The organism is Streptomyces sp. NPDC012637, from assembly GCF_042954805.1.
In the GTDB taxonomy this organism is placed as follows: Bacteria; Actinomycetota; Actinomycetes; order Streptomycetales; family Streptomycetaceae; genus Streptomyces.
On sequence record NZ_JBIBDS010000004.1, the window covers coordinates 47,701 to 62,778 of the forward strand.

Genomic DNA, 15,078 nt, shown 5'->3' on the forward strand with positions numbered 1-15,078 from the left:
GGCCTCGTCAAATGGCACGACCCTCCCCCGCCCCACCCCGCACCATAGGGGCGTGAGCGTGACCATCGACATCACCGGACTGCCGCCCGAGCGGATCTCCTTCTGCCCCTCGCCACTGGCCGAGCTCGGCAACGCCCTGCACGCCCTCGCCGAGCCCGCCCACCACGCCCGGCTGCACGCCTGGACGACCGCGACATCCGCCGCGCTCAAGCCCGAGCTCGCCGACCGTCTCCACGAGGCCGACTTCATGTGGCGGTCCACCCGCTCCGACTTCCTGCTGCCGGCGCAGCCCCGCGAGACCCTGGCCGAGGAGCTGGACGACCTCGATCGCATGGACGACGAGAAGTTCGTCGGCGCGGCCCTGGAGATCTCGTGCAGCAGCCGCTACTCCGACGGCATCCCCTCCCCGCTCGTCGACGAGCGGTCCCGGCGCCGTGCCCTCGACCTGGCCGCCGCCCGCGGCCCGCGCCAGTCGGCGTTCGTGGAGCGGATGCTGGCCGAACCCACCGCCACGCGCGCGTGGATCCGCCGGCTCCTGGAGGACTGCGACCAAGCGTTCTTCGCCGACACCTGGCGCCGGGTCCGCGTCCAGCTCGCCGCCGACGCCCGGCACAAGACCGAGCTGCTGCGCCGCAAGGGCCTGGCCGAGGCGCTGACGGCGGCCTCGCCCGCACTCGCCCTGGAGGAGGACGCGCGCGGCTCCCGGATCGTCGTCGACAAGCTGGTGCACGCCCGGATCGAGGCCCACGGCGGCGCCGTGACGCTGCTGCCCACGGCCTTCGGCTGGCCGCACCTGATGGCGACGTGCGCACCCGGCTGGCAGCCGGTGATCCAGTACCCGGCCGACGCCCGCGAGATCGGCGGCGTCGAGCCGGTGGAGACGGTCAAGCTGCGCCTGGAGGCCATCGCCCACCCGATGCGGATGCGGCTGTGCCGCAGCCTGGCGCGCGGCCCGTACTCGACGAGCGAGCTGGCCGACGCGCACGGGATCACCGCGCCGGAGGTCTCCCGCCACCTCTCCGTCCTGAAGAAGGCGGGGATGCTCAGCACCCAGCGGCGGGGCCGCTACGTCCTGCACCAGCTGGACTTCTCGGTGGTGGCACGGGTGGGCAGCGACTTCCTGGAGTCGGTGCTGCGGTAGCGGGGGGCCGGACGGGCCAGCCGAGACGGAGGCCCCGGACGAGCCGGCCGAGACGGAGGCCCCGGACGGGCCGGCCGAAGCGGAGGACTCCGGACGGGCCACTCGAAGCGGAGGCCCTGGACGGCTAGTCGAAGCGGATGTGCGCGAGGCCCACCCTGATCCGCCGCAGCCGGTGCCGCACCCGGCCGTCCGTGTTCGGCGAGAGCCGCAGGCCCGCCAGCTCCGCGACCCGGTCGGCGACCTGCGGGACGGTGAGAGCGTCCGTACGGATGTGGTGCGCGAACTCGGGGGCCGCGAGCCGCTCCAGACAGCCGTCCAGCTTCCGTACGGCGAAGCTCTCGCGCTTGAGGCCGCGCCCGAGGCCGCGCTCCGTGAGCCGCTTCAGGACGGTGTCCCGCTCGGCCAGCAGCGCGAAGTGCCGCACGCGCTCCTCGCCGTGCGCCGCACGCAGCCGCCCGACCGTCTCCGCGAAGCAGACCGGTTCGACGACCGTCATCGGGACGAGGACGGGGCCCTCGTGCCGTCGCAGCGCCAGGTCGAGGACCTCGTACACGCCCTGGCGCCACGCCGGCAGGTCCTGGAAGTCGCCCCGCAGCCCCGGCGGAAGGGCGCGGTGCAGGCCGAAACCCACGTGCTCGGGGTCGCAGACCACGCTGCCCGGCAGGCGCCGCCGCAGCTCGTACGCCGTCTGCGTCTTGCCGCCGCCGAACGGCCCGTTGATCCAGAGCAGCATGCCGGGCCTCAGCGCCCGGCCGCGCCGCCGCCCGCGCGGACCAGGCCCGTCTCGTACGCGAGGACGACGACCTGGACGCGGTCGCGCAGGCCCAGCTTGGTGAGGATGCGGCCCACGTGGGTCTTCACGGTCGCCTCGGACAGCACGAGCCGGGCCGCGATCTCGCCGTTCGACAGGCCCTGCGCCACGAGCAGCATGACCTCGCGCTCGCGCTCGGTGAGCCTGTCCAGCTCCTTGTGGCCGGGCTCCTTGCCGGTCGACGGCAGCATCGGCGAGAAGCGGTCCAGGAGGCGGCGGGTGGTGGACGGGGCGACCACCGCGTCGCCGCTGTGCACGGAGCGGATCGCCCCCAGCAGCTCGGCCGGCGGCACGTCCTTGAGCATGAAGCCGCTCGCGCCCGCCTTCAGCCCGGAGAACGCGTACTCGTCGAGGTCGAAGGTCGTGAGGATGAGCACCTTCGGCGCCCCCGGCTCCGCGCAGATCCGCCGGGTGGTCTCGACGCCGTCCAGCTTGGGCATGCGCACGTCCATCAGGACGACGTCCACCTGGGTGCTCCGCAGGGCCTCCAGGGCCTCCACGCCGTCGCCCGCCTCCGCCACGACCTCCATGTCCGGCTGGGCGGCCAGCACCATGCGGAAACCGGTGCGCAGCAGCACCTGGTCGTCGACGAGCATCACGCGGATGGACATGGAGATCCTTAGGGGTCGTCAGGGGCGGGGCGTCAGTGAGCGGGCTTGAGGGGGAGCAGGGCGCTGATGCGGAAGCCTCCGCCGGGACGCGGGCCCGCGTCCAGGGTGCCGCCGACCATGCCGACGCGCTCCCGCATGCCGATCATGCCGTGGCCGCGGCCGTCGGCCCCGCCGTCCTCGTACATCTCCTGCGGCGCACCGCGCCCGTCGTCCTCGACGAGCAGCCCGAGGCCGTCGTCGAAGTACACGAGGCGGACGCTGGCGCCGGCGTCGGGGCCGCCGTGCTTGCGGGTGTTGGTGAGGGCTTCCTGGACGATCCGGTACGCGGTGAGCTCGACGCCGCTGGGCAGTGGGCGCGGTGTGCCCTCGATCTTGAAGTCGACGGCGAGCCCGGCGCCGCGGACCTGCTCGACCAGGTCCTCGATCTGCTGCACGTCGGGCTGGGGCACGTACTCCCCGGCTTCCTGGTGCTCGCCGGTGCGCAGGATGCCGAGCAGCCGGCGCATCTCGGCGAGCGCCTGGCGGCCGGTGGAGGAGATGGTCTCCAGGGCCTGCTTGGCGGTCTCGGGCGAGGAGTCCATGACGTACGCGGCGCCGTCTGCCTGCACCACCATCACGGAGACGTTGTGGGCGACGACGTCGTGCAGCTCGCGGGCGATCCGGGCGCGCTCGGCGGCGACCGCGACCTTGGCCTGCGCCTCGCGCTCCTTCTCCAGGCGGGAGGCGCGCTCCTCCAGCTGCGCGAAGTACGCGCGGCGGGTGCGCAGGGAGTCGCCGAGGACCCAGGCGAGCGCGAAGGGCACGGTCATGATGACCGTGAAGAAGACCTTGGCCGCGGAGGACTCGTTGCCGCCCTCCAGCGGCCAGCGCAGCTGGGCGAGGGTGGCGGCGCTCAGACCGCCGGCCAGTGCGAGCCGGGAGGCCCAGCGGGGGCCGTCGTGCGCGGCGACGGTGTAGATGATCACGAGCATGGCGAAGTCGGCCATGAACGGGTGCAGCCCGAGGGCGAGCTGGGCGAGGCCCAGGGCGACCGCGAGGACCAGCATCTTCTCGGGCATGCGCCGCCGCATCGCGACGACCAGGGAGAACAGCGCGGCGACGCCGACGTACGCGGCGGGCGTGCCCTCGGTCCCCGAGGGGGCCGAAACCACCCACAGCAGGGAGAAACCGAACAGGACGACCGACCAGAAGGTGTCGACGCCCGTCGGGTGTCTGCGGATGAAGTCGTAGAGGCGCTGCACGTGACCCAGCGTAGGGAAAGGAGATAGGTGCAGGGGTCAACCGTGGGGCCGATCCTTCCCGTGAGGCCCGTACTCCCCAAGGTGGAGACTGGGGCATGTGACGGATGAGACGTGTCAGTGGGCCGGGTGGCTGGGGTGGCGGGCGGCCATGGAGCGGGCCCTCTACGGCCCCGGAGGCTTCTTCCTGCGCCCCGAGGGGCCGGCCGGCCACTTCCGGACCTCGGTGCACGCCTCCCCGCTGTTCGCGGGGGCCGTGGCCCGGCTCCTGGTGCGGGTCGCGGAGGACCTGGGCACGGACGAGGTCGCGTTCGTGGACGTCGGCGCGGGACGGGGCGAACTGCTCACCGGCGTGCTCGCGGCCGTCCCGGAGGGTCTCAGGGTCCGCCCGTACGGGGTGGAGCGCGCGGCCCGGCCGGAGGGCCTGGACCCGCGGATCACCTGGACCGGCCGGATCCCGGCGGGCGAGCGGGGCCTGCTCTTCGCGAACGAGTGGCTGGACAACGTGCCGGTGGACGTGGCGCAGGTCGACGACGACGAGGCCGTCCGCTACGTGCAGGTGCGCGTCGACGGCACCGAACGGCTGGGCGACGAGGTGACCGGCCCGGACGCGGAGTGGCTGGAGCGCTGGTGGCCGCTGCGGGAGCCGGGCGACCGCGCGGAGATCGGCCGGCCGCGCGACGAGGCCTGGGCGGCCGCCGTGAGCGCCCTGGCGGCGGGCACGGCGGTATCCGTCGACTACGCCCACCTGAAGTCCGGCCGTCCGCCGTTCGGCACCCTGACCGCCTTCCGCGCGGGCCGCGAGGTCCCGCCGGTCCCGGACGGCAGCCGCGACCTGACGGCGCACGTGGCCCTGGACGCGTGCGCGGCGGCGGGCGAGGCGGCCCTCGGCCCGGCGCCCGCGCCGGATGCGGGCCCCGGGCCGAACGCCACGACGGGCGCCGGGCAGGCCCCTCCGAGAGGCGCCTGGCCGGCCCTCGCGACCGCCGCCGGGCCGGACCGTACGACAGGCGCCCGGCCCGCCACCGGGGCGGGCGGGCTCCTCACGCAGCGCGCGGCCCTCCGCGAGCTCGGCGTCACCGGCTCCCGGCCGCCGCTCAGCCTCGCGTCCACCGACCCCACCGCCTACGTCCGCGCCCTCGCGAGCGCCGGTGAGGCGGCGGAACTGACCGCCCAGGGCGGTCTCGGCGACTTCCTGTGGCTGCTTCAGCGCGTCCCCGACGGCAGGGGATACTGACCGCATGACGGAGACGACGGTCGGCATCGGCGGCGCGGCGGAGAGCACCGACATGGTGCTGAACATCGGGCCGCAGCACCCCTCCACGCACGGCGTGCTCCGGCTGCGGCTGGTGCTCGACGGTGAGGTGGTGCGGGCGGCCGAGCCGGTGATCGGGTACATGCACCGCGGGGCCGAGAAGCTCTTCGAGGCGCGTGACTACCGGCAGATCATCATGCTGGCCAACCGGCACGACTGGCTCTCCGCGTTCTCCAACGAGCTCGGCGTCGTCATGGCGGTCGAGCGGATGCTCGGCATGGAGGTGCCGGAGCGGGCCGTGTGGACGCGGACGCTGCTCGCCGAGCTGAACCGGGTGCTCAACCACCTGATGTTCCTCGGGTCGTACCCCCTGGAGCTGGGCGGGATCACCCCGGTCTTCCACGCGTTCCGCGAGCGCGAGGAGCTCCAGGCCGTCATGGAGGAGGTCTCCGGCGGCCGGATGCACTACATGTTCAACCGGGTCGGCGGCCTCAAGGAGGACCTGCCGGCCGGCTGGCTCGGGCGGGCGCGGCAGGCGGTCGCGGACGTGCGGTCGCGGATGGACGTGTACGACCGGCTGGTGCTCGGCAACGAGATCTTCCGGGGGCGGACGCGCGGTGTGGGAGTGCTGCGGCCGGAGACCGTGCACGCGTACGGGGTGTCCGGGCCCATCGCCCGCGCCTCGGGCGTCGACTTCGACCTGCGCCGGGACGAGCCGTACCTGGCGTACGGGGAGCTCCAGGACACGCTGCGGGTGGTGACCCGGTCCGAGGGCGACTGCCTGGCCCGCTTCGAGTGCCTGCTCGACCAGACCCACAACTCGCTGGAGCTCGCCGACGCCTGTCTGGACCGGCTGGATCAGCTGCCGCAGGGGCCGATCAACCAGCGGCTGCCGAAGGTCCTCAAGGCGCCCGAGGGGCACACCTACGCCTGGACCGAGAACCCGCTCGGCATCAACGGCTACTACCTGGTCTCCAAGGGCGAGAAGACGCCGTACCGGCTCAAGCTGCGCTCGGCCTCGTACAACAACATCCAGGCGCTGACCGAGCTGCTGCCGGGGACTCTGGTGGCCGACATGGTGGCGATCCTGGGCTCGCTCTTCTTCGTCGTCGGCGACATCGACAAGTAGCGGGCGGGGAGCACGGCAGAAGGCGGAAGGCGCCGGCGGATCTCTCCGCCGGCGCCTTCCGCCTTCTGCCGTGCTCTTCGTTACGAGTTGACCGCTCCGCGCAGCTCCGCCACATCGAGCTGCTCGGTCTCGTCGTGCGCGGTCAGGTCGATGACCTGGCCGATCGCCCGCTGCTCCGCGGGCCGCGCGACGGCGGACGCCAGGACCTCCTCGCCGACGACGTCGGCCAGGTCGGTGTTCTGCACGGCCTCGATCGCCGCGGCCGCCTTCTTCGCGCCCAGCGTGCCGAAGTAGTCGAAACCGCCCGAGGGGCGCGGGACCGGCCGGCGCGTGGCGTACGGGACGATCGCTGCCGCTGCCGGGACGTGGCGCATCGCGGGCGCCTTGGTGTGGGCGTCGTGCGCGTCGTGGCCGTCCCGCGCGTTGTCCCCGGCCGTCTCCGCCGTCGGCACCGGCACCGGCTCCGGCGCGGCTTCCGTCCCCGCCGTCGCCTCGGGACCGTCCAGCGGCTCCCGCGTGGTCTCCGGATCCGGGTCCGGCTCGGACCTGGACGCCAGCTTCCGCAGTGCCTCGGCCGCCCGGCGGTAGGCCTCGGGCGTCGGCGTGGAGCCGGCGGGGGGCAGGGCCTTGGCCTGTGTCGTGGCGGAGCTCTCCAGGGCGAGCACCCGGCGGCCCTCCAGCGCACTGGCCCGCTCGGTCTCCGCCGTGGCGTACCGGCGCAGCAGGTCGGCGTGCTCGGAGCGGAGGCCGGCCAGCTCGACGCGCTTGGCGCGCAGCTTGGCGTCCAGGCGGGTGCGCAGCTCGCGCGACTCCTCCAGGTCGGACTCCAGTTCGGCGATCCGCTCCTCGTGCTTCCACTGGTCCGCCGTGCGGGCGCGGGTCAGCTCGGCGACCTGGCGGCCCGCCTCGCGGTCCCAACTGCGCATGAGGACGGCTCCCGTGACCGCGGCCGCCGCCGCTGCCGCGACGAGCAGCCGCAGCACCACCGGATCACCGAACAGCCAGGCGCCCGCAGCACAGACGACCGAAGCCCCGGCGACCGCGGAGGGCGGCAGGAGCTTGTGCAGAGGTGGGGAATGGCGGTGACGTCCACGTGGCATGGCCTGAAATTTACCGTGCGTAGGCGCCGTATGGGGCGTCGGCCCGGCAATCTCTTGGCGAGTTCTCGCCGTAGCCGGCCCGGTCCGTCGCCATTCCCGGCCGGGCCCGGCCTACTCCCCTTACCCGGCGCCTACTTCTTGAGCAGCCCCTTCGACTCCAGATAGGCCTTGGCGACGTCCTCGGGCTTCGCCCGCTCCGCGTCCACCTTGCGGTTGAGTTCGGCGAGATCCGCCGTGGTCAGCACCTTGGTGATCTTGTCGAGGGCGGCGGCTATCTCCGGCGAACCGGCGTCCTCGGCATTGACGACGGGCAGCACGTTGTCGGCGTTCTGCAGCTTCTTGTCGTCCTGGAGGAAGACGAGGCCGAAGGACTCGACAGTGGCGTCCGTGGTGGTGGTGAGCACCAGCTGGTCGATGCCGTCCTTGACGGCCTGCTTGGCCTGCGGGGTGCCGACTCCCCTGGGATCGACGCCGGTCACGTCGATCCCGTACGTCTTCTTCAGACCGGGCGCGCAGAAGGGACGGATCTCGCATTCGTCGCCGGCCGCGATCTTCACCTTGAGCTTGGCCGCGCCGAGATCGGAAAGCGTGCTCAGCTTGTTCTTCTCCGCGAATTCCCTGCTCACGGCAAAGGCGTTCTGGTCGACGGCCTCGCCGAACGCGAGCACCTTCAGGCCGCGCGGTTCGGCGAGCTTCTTCAGCGCTTCCGTGGTGGCGGCCGGGTCTCCGGAGGCGACCGGCTTCTCCTCGGGCGCCTTCGGCCCGTTCACCTTCGCGTTGAGGAATTCCGCGAGCGTCGCCGCGTATTCCGGTACGACGTCGATCTCGCCCTTCTCCAGGGAAGGTTCGTACAGCTCGCGATTCTTCACGGTGGTGACGCTCGCGGAGTATCCGGCGTCGTCCAGCACCTGGGCGTAGAGCTCGGCGAGCACCTTCGACTCGGTGAACGCGGCGGCGCCGACGACGAGCTGTCCCTTGCCGCTCCCGGCGTCCCCGCCGCCCGGCTTGGACTTCTCCAGGCTGTCTCCGCCACCGCACGCGGCGAGCGAGACGGCCAGCACCGCCGCGCCCACCACCGCTCCCGTGACACGCAACGCCCTGGTCACAAAGATCATCCCTTCAGTCGTCCGGCGCGGCCGAGGAGCCGGTCCGCGGCCACGAGCAGCGCCTCCACGAGGAGGGCGAGCAGGGCCACGAGCACGGCGCCCGCGACCACCTGCGGTGTGTTGTACGTGTTGAACCCTGCGGTGATGATCCGGCCGAGGCCGCCCTGGCCGACCATGGCGGCGATGGTCGCGGTCGCGACCACCTGCACGGCCGCCGAGCGCAGGCCGGTCATCAGCATCGGCCGGGCCAGGGGCAGTTCGACGCCGCGGAAGAGCTGGCCGCCGGACATGCCCATGCCCCGGGCGGCCTCGACGACCGCGCGGTCCACCTCCCGTACGCCCACGTAGGCGTGGGTGAGCAGCGGAGGTATCGCGAAGAGGACGAGCGCGACGACCGTCGGCACGTAACCGGCGTTGCGCAGCGGCGAGACCATGAACAGCGCGAGCACCGCGAAGACGGGCACGGCCCGGCCCGCGTTGGAGACGTTGACCGCGACCGTGCCGCCCTTGCCGAGATGGCCGAGCCACAGGCCGAGCGGCAGGGCGAGGGCACAGGCGAGGAGCAGGGCGGTCCCGCTCACGTACAGGTGCTCGGCGAGCCGGTGCCGGATGCCGCTCTCGCCGGACCAGTTGGCGCCGGTGGTGAGCCAGCTCCAGGCGTCCGCGACCACGCTCATCTCAGCCGCCTCCCGTCCGGGCCGAGCCGGCGCGCATCCGCGTCCAGGGCGTGAGGAGCCGCTGGAGCGCGAGGAGCAGCAGGTCGGCGGCGACCGCGAGCAGCACGCACAGCACGGAGGCGGCGAGCACCTGGGCCTTGAAGAAGGTGGGCAGGGCGTCCTCGATGAGATTGCCGAGGCCGCCGCGGCCGACGATGGAGCCGACCGTGGTGAGCGCGATCGTGGAGACGGTCGCCATCCGTATGCCGGCCATCAGCGCGGGCAGCGCGAGCGGGAGTTCGACCTCCCAGAGCAGCCGTCCCGCCCCGTATCCCATGCCCCTGGCGGCCTCCCGGGTCTCGGCGGGGACGGCCGCGAGGCCGGCCAGCACGCCGCGGACCAGGATCGTCAGCGAGTACAGCACGAGGCCGGTCACGACGAGCGCCGAGGACAGCCCGAGGAAGGGCAGAAGCAGCGAGAACATCGCGAGCGAGGGAATCGTGTAGAGCAGGGTGGTGAGCCCGAGGACCGGGCCCGCGAACTTCGGCCGGGCCCGTACGAGAAGGGCGAGCGGGAAGGCGACGACCAGGCCGAGCAGCACCGACACCACGGTGATTCCCACATGCTGGAGGGTGGCGTCGGTCAGCTCCTGGGAGCGGGTGCGCAGGTACTCGCCGCAGATCCAGTCGTTCGCCACCAGACAGTCGGCCGCGGCCATGTGCGTACACCCCCCGTCGCCACGCGCTCGCCGGTCCACCGGCCTTCCGGACGTCGGTCGACCGTCCGTGTGGCGACCCTAACCCCGCCCCATGACAATCACCGGCGAACGCCACAGTGTGGAAATACTTCCTTCACACAATGCGGGCCGCGAAGGGTCAGAATGGGGAACCATGATCCGGTTCGAGCAGGTCACCAAGCGGTACGCGGACGGCACGACCGCCGTCGACGAGCTGTCCTTCGAGGTCGCCGAGGGCGAACTGGTCACGCTCGTCGGCCCGTCCGGCTGCGGCAAGACCACCACCATGAAGATGGTGAACCGGCTCGTCGAGCCGACCTCGGGCCGGATCCTGCTCGGCGGCGAGGACATCGCGACCGTCGACCCGGTCCGGCTCCGCCGCACCATCGGCTACGTGATCCAGCAGGTCGGCCTCTTCCCGCACCGCACCGTCCTCGACAACACGGCCACCGTCCCGGCCCTGCTGGGCTGGAAGAAGGCGAGGGCCCGCGAGCGCGCCGCCGAACTCCTCGACCTGGTGGGCCTCGACCCCGGAACGTACGGCCACCGCTACCCCGAGCAGCTCTCCGGCGGCCAGCGCCAGCGGGTCGGCGTGGCCCGGGCGCTCGCCGCCGACCCGCCGGTGCTGCTCATGGACGAGCCGTTCGGCGCGGTCGACCCGGTGGTGCGCGAACGGCTGCAGAGCGAGTTCCTGAAGCTCCAGGCCACCGTCCGCAAGACGGTGCTGCTCGTCACCCACGACCTGGAGGAGGCGATCCGGCTCGGCGACCGCATCGCCGTCTACGGGCAGGGCCGCATCGAGCAGTTCGACACCCCGACCACCGTCCTCGGCGCTCCCGCCACCCCGTACGTCGCCGACTTCGTCGGCGCGGACCGCGGCCTCAAGCGCCTCGCGGTCACCCCGGTCACCGAGGCCGACCTGGAGGAGCCGGCGCCCGGCCGGGCCTCCGGCTCCCCGGGCACGGCCACCGGCACGGCGCCCGGCACGTCCTCCGGCCCCTCGGGCACGGCGCCCGGCCGGTCCTTGGGCGCGGCCACCGGGAAGGCCCTCGGCGCCGCCACCGGCGAGGCTCCCGCCGTCCCGCTCGGCGCGTCCCTGAAGGACGCCCTCGCCGTCCTCCTCCAGCACGACGCCGGACGGGTCGCCGTGCACGCCCCCGGCGAGCCCGGCCGGGTGCTCGGCTCGCTCACCACGGCGGGCGTCCACCGCGCCCTGCGCCGTACCGCCGCGGCGGAGGTCAGCTCGCGCTGAGCCGGCCGCTCATCCACACCAGGCCCGGCGGGATCTCCCGGTTCCAGGTGTTGAAGTTGTGGCCGCCGCTGTCGAGCATGATCGACGAGACCTTCGCCGGGGCCTTCACCTTCCTGATGAAGTCCTGCGTCCCCTTGAGGTTGCCCTCACCCTGCCGCGACGACGTCACCAGGAACGACGAGTTCCCCTGCGGCAGGTGGTCCAGGCTCCACAGCAGGTCCGCCCGGTTGCGCGCCGCCGCGTCGCCGTGGAACAGGTCGCCGGTCGTCACGTCGTCGGCCGCCTTGTAGTACGCGGAGAAGCCCGCGCCCGCCGCGAACCGGTCCGGGTGGTGCAGCGCGATCTTCAGGGCGCAGTAGCCGCCGGTCGAGTTCCCCATGAAGCCCCAGTTCCGCGCCTTGGTCCCGACCCGGTAGGTCTCCGAGATCGCCTTCGGCAGGTCCTCCGCGAAGAAGGTCTCGGTCTGCGGGCCGCCCGGCACGTTCACGCACTCGGTGTCCCGCGGCGGCGCCACGGTCGGCCGCAGCATCACGAGGATCATCGGCCGCATCTTCTTGTCCTTGGCCTGCTGGTAGGCCGTCTTCGGGTACTTCAGGCCCTTCAGCAGGTTCTCGGCCGTGCCCGGGTAGCCGGTCAGCACCACGGAGGCCGGGAACGTCGACTTCGCGTACCGGCCCTGGAAGTACTCCGGCGGCAGGTACACGTACGCCGGCGAGTCGATCTTCGACTTCTCGCCCGCTATGACCACCTTCTGTATCTGTCCGCCGACCGAGGGACGCCCGCCGCCCGGCACGTCCACCGCCTGGGTGCCGACGACCTTCACGTCCTTGGAGCCGGCCGAGTGGTCCACGACCACGCCCATGTCCTGCTCCTGGCCGAAGAGGTCCGCCCACGAGCCGTAGAAGAGGAAGGAGTTGTTCGCGGCCAGACCGACCGAGGCGAACAGCGTCAGCTGGGTGGCGAGCAGCAGCCCGATCCGTCCCAGGACGGACTTCCAGCCACCGCGCGCGAGCCGCGGCCAGAACCAGACCGTGGCGACGAACAGCACCACGGCCAGCACCACGGCCAGCGCGAGAACTTTGTTGCTGGTGAGACCCATGAGACGTCCGAGCTTTCTTCCTGAATTTTCCCTGAGATTTCCCTGACGGCGAGTGAACCCGCCACATCGCTACTCCGTCCTAGAAGGCGCAAACCTCCGGAACGGCCCGGCCCGACCAGCCCGGCCACCGGAGAGTCAACGATCTCTCGCGAAGCCACGGGAAGCACGGGAAGCGATGTCTGTCACGGTAGATGGGGACAAATCCGGATCGGTTCCGGATCGGGTACGCCGGATTCTGCGCGGCCCCCGACCGGAGAAGGTCCCGGCACTCGTCGGTACGGCCTGCACCCTGATCGGCCTGATCGACATCGCCGCGGGCGTCTTCCCGCGGTTCCGCGCCAGCCGCATGCACGCCGTCGCCGAGGTACTCCCCGGCACCCTCGGACCGCTCTCCGCGGCCCTCTCCCTCAGCGCCGGCGTCCTGCTCCTGCTGCTCGCCCACGGCCTCAAGCGCCACAAGCGCCGCGCCTGGCGGGCCGCCGTCGTCCTGCTGCCGCTCGGCGCCGTCGCCCAGTTCGTCTGGCGCCACTCGCTCACCGGCGCCCTGCTCTCCCTCGCGCTGCTCGCCCTCCTCGTCCGCCACCGCGCCCAGTTCGCCGCCCTGCCCGACCCCCGCAGCCGCTGGCGGGCCCTCGCCAACTTCGTCCTCATGGGCGCCGGATCCATCGCGCTCGGCCTCGTCATCGTCAGCGCCCACCCGCGCCGCGTCGTCGGCAGCCCCAGCCTCACCGACCGCCTCGAACACGTCCTCTACGGCCTGTTCGGCGTCGAAGGCCCCGTCGCCTACACCGGCAACGTCGACTGGACCGTCGGCTACTCCCTCGGCGCCCTCGGCATGCTCACCGCCCTCACCACCATCTACTTGGCCTTCCGGCCCGAACACCCCGCCGCCCGGCTCACCGAGGACGACGAGGCCAAGCTCCGCGCCCTCCTCGATAAGCACGGCGCCCGCGACTCCCTCGGCCACTTCGCCCTCCGCCGCGACAAGGGCGTCGTCTTCTCCCCCAGCGGCAAGGCCGCCGTCTGCTACCGCGTCGTCTCCGGCGTCATGCTCGCCAGCGGCGACCCCATCGGCGACGTCGAGGCCTGGCCCGGCGCCATCGAACGCTTCATGGACGAAGCCAAGGCCCACTCCTGGACCCCCGCCGTCATGGGCTGCTCCGAGACCGGCGGCCAGGTCTGGACCCGCGAGACCGGACTCGACGCCCTCGAACTCGGCGACGAGGCCGTCGTCGACGTCGCCGACTTCTCCCTCTCCGGCCGCGCCATGCGCAACGTCCGCCAGATGGTCAAGCGCATCGAACGCAACGGCTACACCACCAAGGTCCGCCGCGTCGCCGACCTCAGCGACGGCGAACTCGAACGCGTCCGCCGCGCCGCCGCCGACTGGCGCGGCACCGACACCGAGCGCGGCTTCTCCATGGCCCTCGGCCGCATCGGCGACCCCGGCGACGGCGAGGCGGTCATAGCAACCGCCCACAAAGAGGACCCCGAGGACACCGACTCCCCCTACGGCGACCTGAAGGCGATCATCCACTTCGTGCCCTGGGGCACCGACGGCATGTCCCTCGAACTCATGCGCCGCGACCGCAGCGCCGACCCCGGCATGAACGAGCTCCTCATCGTCGCCGCCCTCCAGGCCTCCCCCCGCCTCGGCATCCAGCGCGTCTCCCTCAACTTCGCCATGTTCCGCGCGGCCCTCGCCCGCGGCGAGAAGATCGGCGCCGGCCCCGTCCTGCGCCTCTGGCGCGGACTCCTCGTCTTCCTCTCCCGCTGGTTCCAGATCGAGTCCCTGTACAAGTTCAACGCCAAGTTCCAGCCGCGCTGGGAACCCCGCTTCGTCATCTACCGCAAGAGCCGCGACCTCCCCCGCATCGGCTTCGCCGCCATGCAAGCCGAAGGCTTCGTGAACGTCACCCTCCCCCGGCCCCTGCGCCGCCGCTCCCACACCCCCGCACCCCGCCCCTGCGCCCACATCGTCCCCAGCCAGGCCGAGCACGAGGTCCGCGCCGCCTGAACCCACCCCCGGGCCCTACGCTGGACGCATGAGTACGACGATCGACCGGGGCACGGCACTCGGCCTGCCGGAGTGGGACCGCTGCGCGGTCATGGGCGTAGTCAACGTGACCCCCGACTCCTTCTCCGACGGCGGCCGCTGGTTCGACACCACGGCCGCCGTCAAACACGGCCTCGACCTCGTCGCCGAAGGCGCCGACCTCGTCGACGTCGGCGGCGAATCCACCCGGCCCGGCGCCAGCCGCGTCGACGAGGACGAGGAACTCCGCCGCGTCATCCCCGTCGTCCGCGGCCTCGCCGCCGAAGGCGTCACCGTCTCCGTCGACACCATGCGCGCCACCGTCGCCGCCCGCGCCGTCGCCGCCGGCGCCACCCTCGTCAACGACGTCAGCGGTGGCCTCGCCGACCCCGGCATGGTCCCCGCCGTCGCCGCCGCCGAGGTCCCCTTCGTCGTCATGCACTGGCGCGGCTTCAGCGACAGCATGAACAGCCTCGCCGTCTACGACGACGTCGTCACCGAGGTCGTCACCGAACTCCGCACCCGCATGGAAGCCGTCGTCGACGGCGGCATCGCCCCCGAACGCATCGTCGTCGACCCCGGCCTCGGCTTCGCCAAGCTCGCCCCGCACGACCTCGCCCTCGTCGCCCACCTCTCCGAGCTGCGCACCTTCGGCCGCCCCCTGCTCGTGGCCGCCTCCCGCAAGCGCTTCCTCGGCCACGTACTCGCCCACGACGGCGCCGCCCCGCCGCCCGCCCGCGAACGCGACGCCGCCACCGCGGCCGTCTCCGCCATCGCCGCCCACGAAGGCGCCTGGGCCGTCCGCGTCCACGAGGTCCGCGCCACCGCCGACGCCGTACGGGTCGCCAGAGCCGTCGAGGGAGCCCGGTGAGCCGCACCCGCGAAGCCGACCGGGCCGCCGTCGAAGCC

14 protein-coding genes are annotated in these 15,078 nt (G+C 72.7%); 6 read left to right on the top strand and 8 right to left on the bottom strand.

Going from position 1 to position 15,078, the window contains the following annotated elements; translation table 11 throughout:
- The first annotated feature begins 52 nt into the window (after nucleotides 1-52).
- Complete coding sequence (locus ACFY8W_RS17200; RefSeq protein WP_391105663.1) at nucleotides 53-1,141, top strand: DUF5937 family protein; 1,089 nt, start codon at nucleotides 53-55, stop codon at nucleotides 1,139-1,141.
- Nucleotides 1,142-1,265: 124 nt separating this feature from the next.
- Here the strand turns inward: ACFY8W_RS17200 and ACFY8W_RS17205 are convergent, their stop codons facing one another.
- From ACFY8W_RS17205 to ACFY8W_RS17215, 3 genes are read right to left on the bottom strand one after another with little or no spacing between them, the layout of a single operon-like run.
- Nucleotides 1,266-1,874 (bottom strand): ATP-binding protein, encoded by a 609-nt coding sequence (locus tag ACFY8W_RS17205; RefSeq protein WP_391105665.1) that lies wholly within the window; start codon nucleotides 1,872-1,874, stop codon nucleotides 1,266-1,268.
- A gap of 8 nt (nucleotides 1,875-1,882) precedes the next feature.
- Complete coding sequence (locus tag ACFY8W_RS17210) at nucleotides 1,883-2,563, bottom strand: response regulator (protein ID WP_391105667.1); 681 nt, start codon at nucleotides 2,561-2,563, stop codon at nucleotides 1,883-1,885.
- A gap of 32 nt (nucleotides 2,564-2,595) precedes the next feature.
- Nucleotides 2,596-3,804 carry a histidine kinase gene (locus ACFY8W_RS17215; protein WP_391105669.1) on the bottom strand — a complete coding sequence of 403 codons (1,209 nt, stop codon included), beginning with the start codon at nucleotides 3,802-3,804 and terminating at the stop codon, nucleotides 2,596-2,598.
- Between the two features lie 148 nt (nucleotides 3,805-3,952).
- Between ACFY8W_RS17215 and ACFY8W_RS17220 the strand changes: the two genes are divergently transcribed.
- Together ACFY8W_RS17220 and ACFY8W_RS17225 are read left to right on the top strand one after the other, a co-directional pair.
- Nucleotides 3,953-5,038: an SAM-dependent methyltransferase gene (locus tag ACFY8W_RS17220; protein ID WP_391106813.1), complete on the top strand. Its 1,086-nt coding sequence runs from the start codon at nucleotides 3,953-3,955 to the stop codon at nucleotides 5,036-5,038.
- Between the two features lie 4 nt (nucleotides 5,039-5,042).
- Entirely contained in the window at nucleotides 5,043-6,185 is a 1,143-nt protein-coding gene (locus ACFY8W_RS17225; protein ID WP_391105671.1) for an NADH-quinone oxidoreductase subunit D, read from the top strand.
- 80 nt (nucleotides 6,186-6,265) lie between these two features.
- Here ACFY8W_RS17225 and ACFY8W_RS17230 read toward each other — a convergent pair whose 3' ends face one another.
- The 4 genes from ACFY8W_RS17230 to ACFY8W_RS17245 all read right to left on the bottom strand — a co-directional run bounded on the left by ACFY8W_RS17230 (nucleotide 6,266) and on the right by ACFY8W_RS17245 (nucleotide 9,765).
- Nucleotides 6,266-7,285, bottom strand: coding sequence for a coiled-coil domain-containing protein (locus ACFY8W_RS17230; RefSeq protein WP_391105673.1), 1,020 nt, complete (start codon nucleotides 7,283-7,285; stop codon nucleotides 6,266-6,268).
- A 131-nt stretch (nucleotides 7,286-7,416) separates the two neighbouring features.
- The gene (locus ACFY8W_RS17235; protein ID WP_391105675.1) at nucleotides 7,417-8,391 is read right to left on the bottom strand and encodes a glycine betaine ABC transporter substrate-binding protein; all 975 of its coding nucleotides are present in this window, start codon (nucleotides 8,389-8,391) and stop codon (nucleotides 7,417-7,419) included.
- A gap of 5 nt (nucleotides 8,392-8,396) precedes the next feature.
- Nucleotides 8,397-9,068: an ABC transporter permease subunit gene (locus tag ACFY8W_RS17240; RefSeq protein ID WP_391105677.1), complete on the bottom strand. Its 672-nt coding sequence runs from the start codon at nucleotides 9,066-9,068 to the stop codon at nucleotides 8,397-8,399.
- A gap of 1 nt (nucleotide 9,069) precedes the next feature.
- Entirely contained in the window at nucleotides 9,070-9,765 is a 696-nt protein-coding gene (locus tag ACFY8W_RS17245) for an ABC transporter permease subunit (RefSeq protein ID WP_391105679.1), read from the bottom strand.
- Nucleotides 9,766-9,937: 172 nt separating this feature from the next.
- Between ACFY8W_RS17245 and ACFY8W_RS17250 the strand changes: the two genes are divergently transcribed.
- Nucleotides 9,938-11,035: an ATP-binding cassette domain-containing protein gene (locus ACFY8W_RS17250; protein WP_391105681.1), complete on the top strand. Its 1,098-nt coding sequence runs from the start codon at nucleotides 9,938-9,940 to the stop codon at nucleotides 11,033-11,035.
- Here ACFY8W_RS17250 and ACFY8W_RS17255 read toward each other — a convergent pair.
- Complete coding sequence (locus tag ACFY8W_RS17255; RefSeq protein WP_391105683.1) at nucleotides 11,022-12,134, bottom strand: alpha/beta hydrolase-fold protein; 1,113 nt, start codon at nucleotides 12,132-12,134, stop codon at nucleotides 11,022-11,024. The two genes, ACFY8W_RS17250 and ACFY8W_RS17255, sit on opposite strands and share 14 nt — an antisense overlap.
- A gap of 175 nt (nucleotides 12,135-12,309) precedes the next feature.
- Between ACFY8W_RS17255 and ACFY8W_RS17260 the strand changes: the two genes are divergently transcribed.
- Together ACFY8W_RS17260 and folP are read left to right on the top strand one after the other, a co-directional pair.
- Nucleotides 12,310-14,151, top strand: coding sequence for a phosphatidylglycerol lysyltransferase domain-containing protein (locus ACFY8W_RS17260; protein WP_391105684.1), 1,842 nt, complete (start codon nucleotides 12,310-12,312; stop codon nucleotides 14,149-14,151).
- A gap of 28 nt (nucleotides 14,152-14,179) precedes the next feature.
- Nucleotides 14,180-15,040 (top strand): dihydropteroate synthase, encoded by an 861-nt coding sequence (gene folP / locus ACFY8W_RS17265; RefSeq protein ID WP_391105685.1) that lies wholly within the window; start codon nucleotides 14,180-14,182, stop codon nucleotides 15,038-15,040.
- Nucleotides 15,041-15,078: the final 38 nt, after the last annotated feature.

Bases quoted from the DNA above. Each gene is read 5' to 3' on its own strand.
- ACFY8W_RS17260 (WP_391105684.1), top strand. From the start codon at position 12,310: ATGTCTGTCACGGTAGATGGGGACAAATCCGGATCGGTTCCGGATCGG.
- folP (WP_391105685.1), top strand. From the start codon at position 14,180: ATGAGTACGACGATCGACCGGGGCACGGCACTCGGCCTGCCGGAGTGG.
- ACFY8W_RS17255 (WP_391105683.1), bottom strand. From the start codon at position 12,134: ATGGGTCTCACCAGCAACAAAGTTCTCGCGCTGGCCGTGGTGCTGGCC.
- ACFY8W_RS17245 (WP_391105679.1), bottom strand. From the start codon at position 9,765: ATGGCCGCGGCCGACTGTCTGGTGGCGAACGACTGGATCTGCGGCGAG.
- ACFY8W_RS17250 (WP_391105681.1), top strand. From the start codon at position 9,938: ATGATCCGGTTCGAGCAGGTCACCAAGCGGTACGCGGACGGCACGACC.
- ACFY8W_RS17220 (WP_391106813.1), top strand. From the start codon at position 3,953: ATGGAGCGGGCCCTCTACGGCCCCGGAGGCTTCTTCCTGCGCCCCGAG.
- ACFY8W_RS17210 (WP_391105667.1), bottom strand. From the start codon at position 2,563: ATGTCCATCCGCGTGATGCTCGTCGACGACCAGGTGCTGCTGCGCACC.
- ACFY8W_RS17225 (WP_391105671.1), top strand. From the start codon at position 5,043: ATGACGGAGACGACGGTCGGCATCGGCGGCGCGGCGGAGAGCACCGAC.
- ACFY8W_RS17205 (WP_391105665.1), bottom strand. From the start codon at position 1,874: ATGCTGCTCTGGATCAACGGGCCGTTCGGCGGCGGCAAGACGCAGACG.
- ACFY8W_RS17230 (WP_391105673.1), bottom strand. From the start codon at position 7,285: ATGCCACGTGGACGTCACCGCCATTCCCCACCTCTGCACAAGCTCCTG.
- ACFY8W_RS17240 (WP_391105677.1), bottom strand. From the start codon at position 9,068: ATGAGCGTGGTCGCGGACGCCTGGAGCTGGCTCACCACCGGCGCCAAC.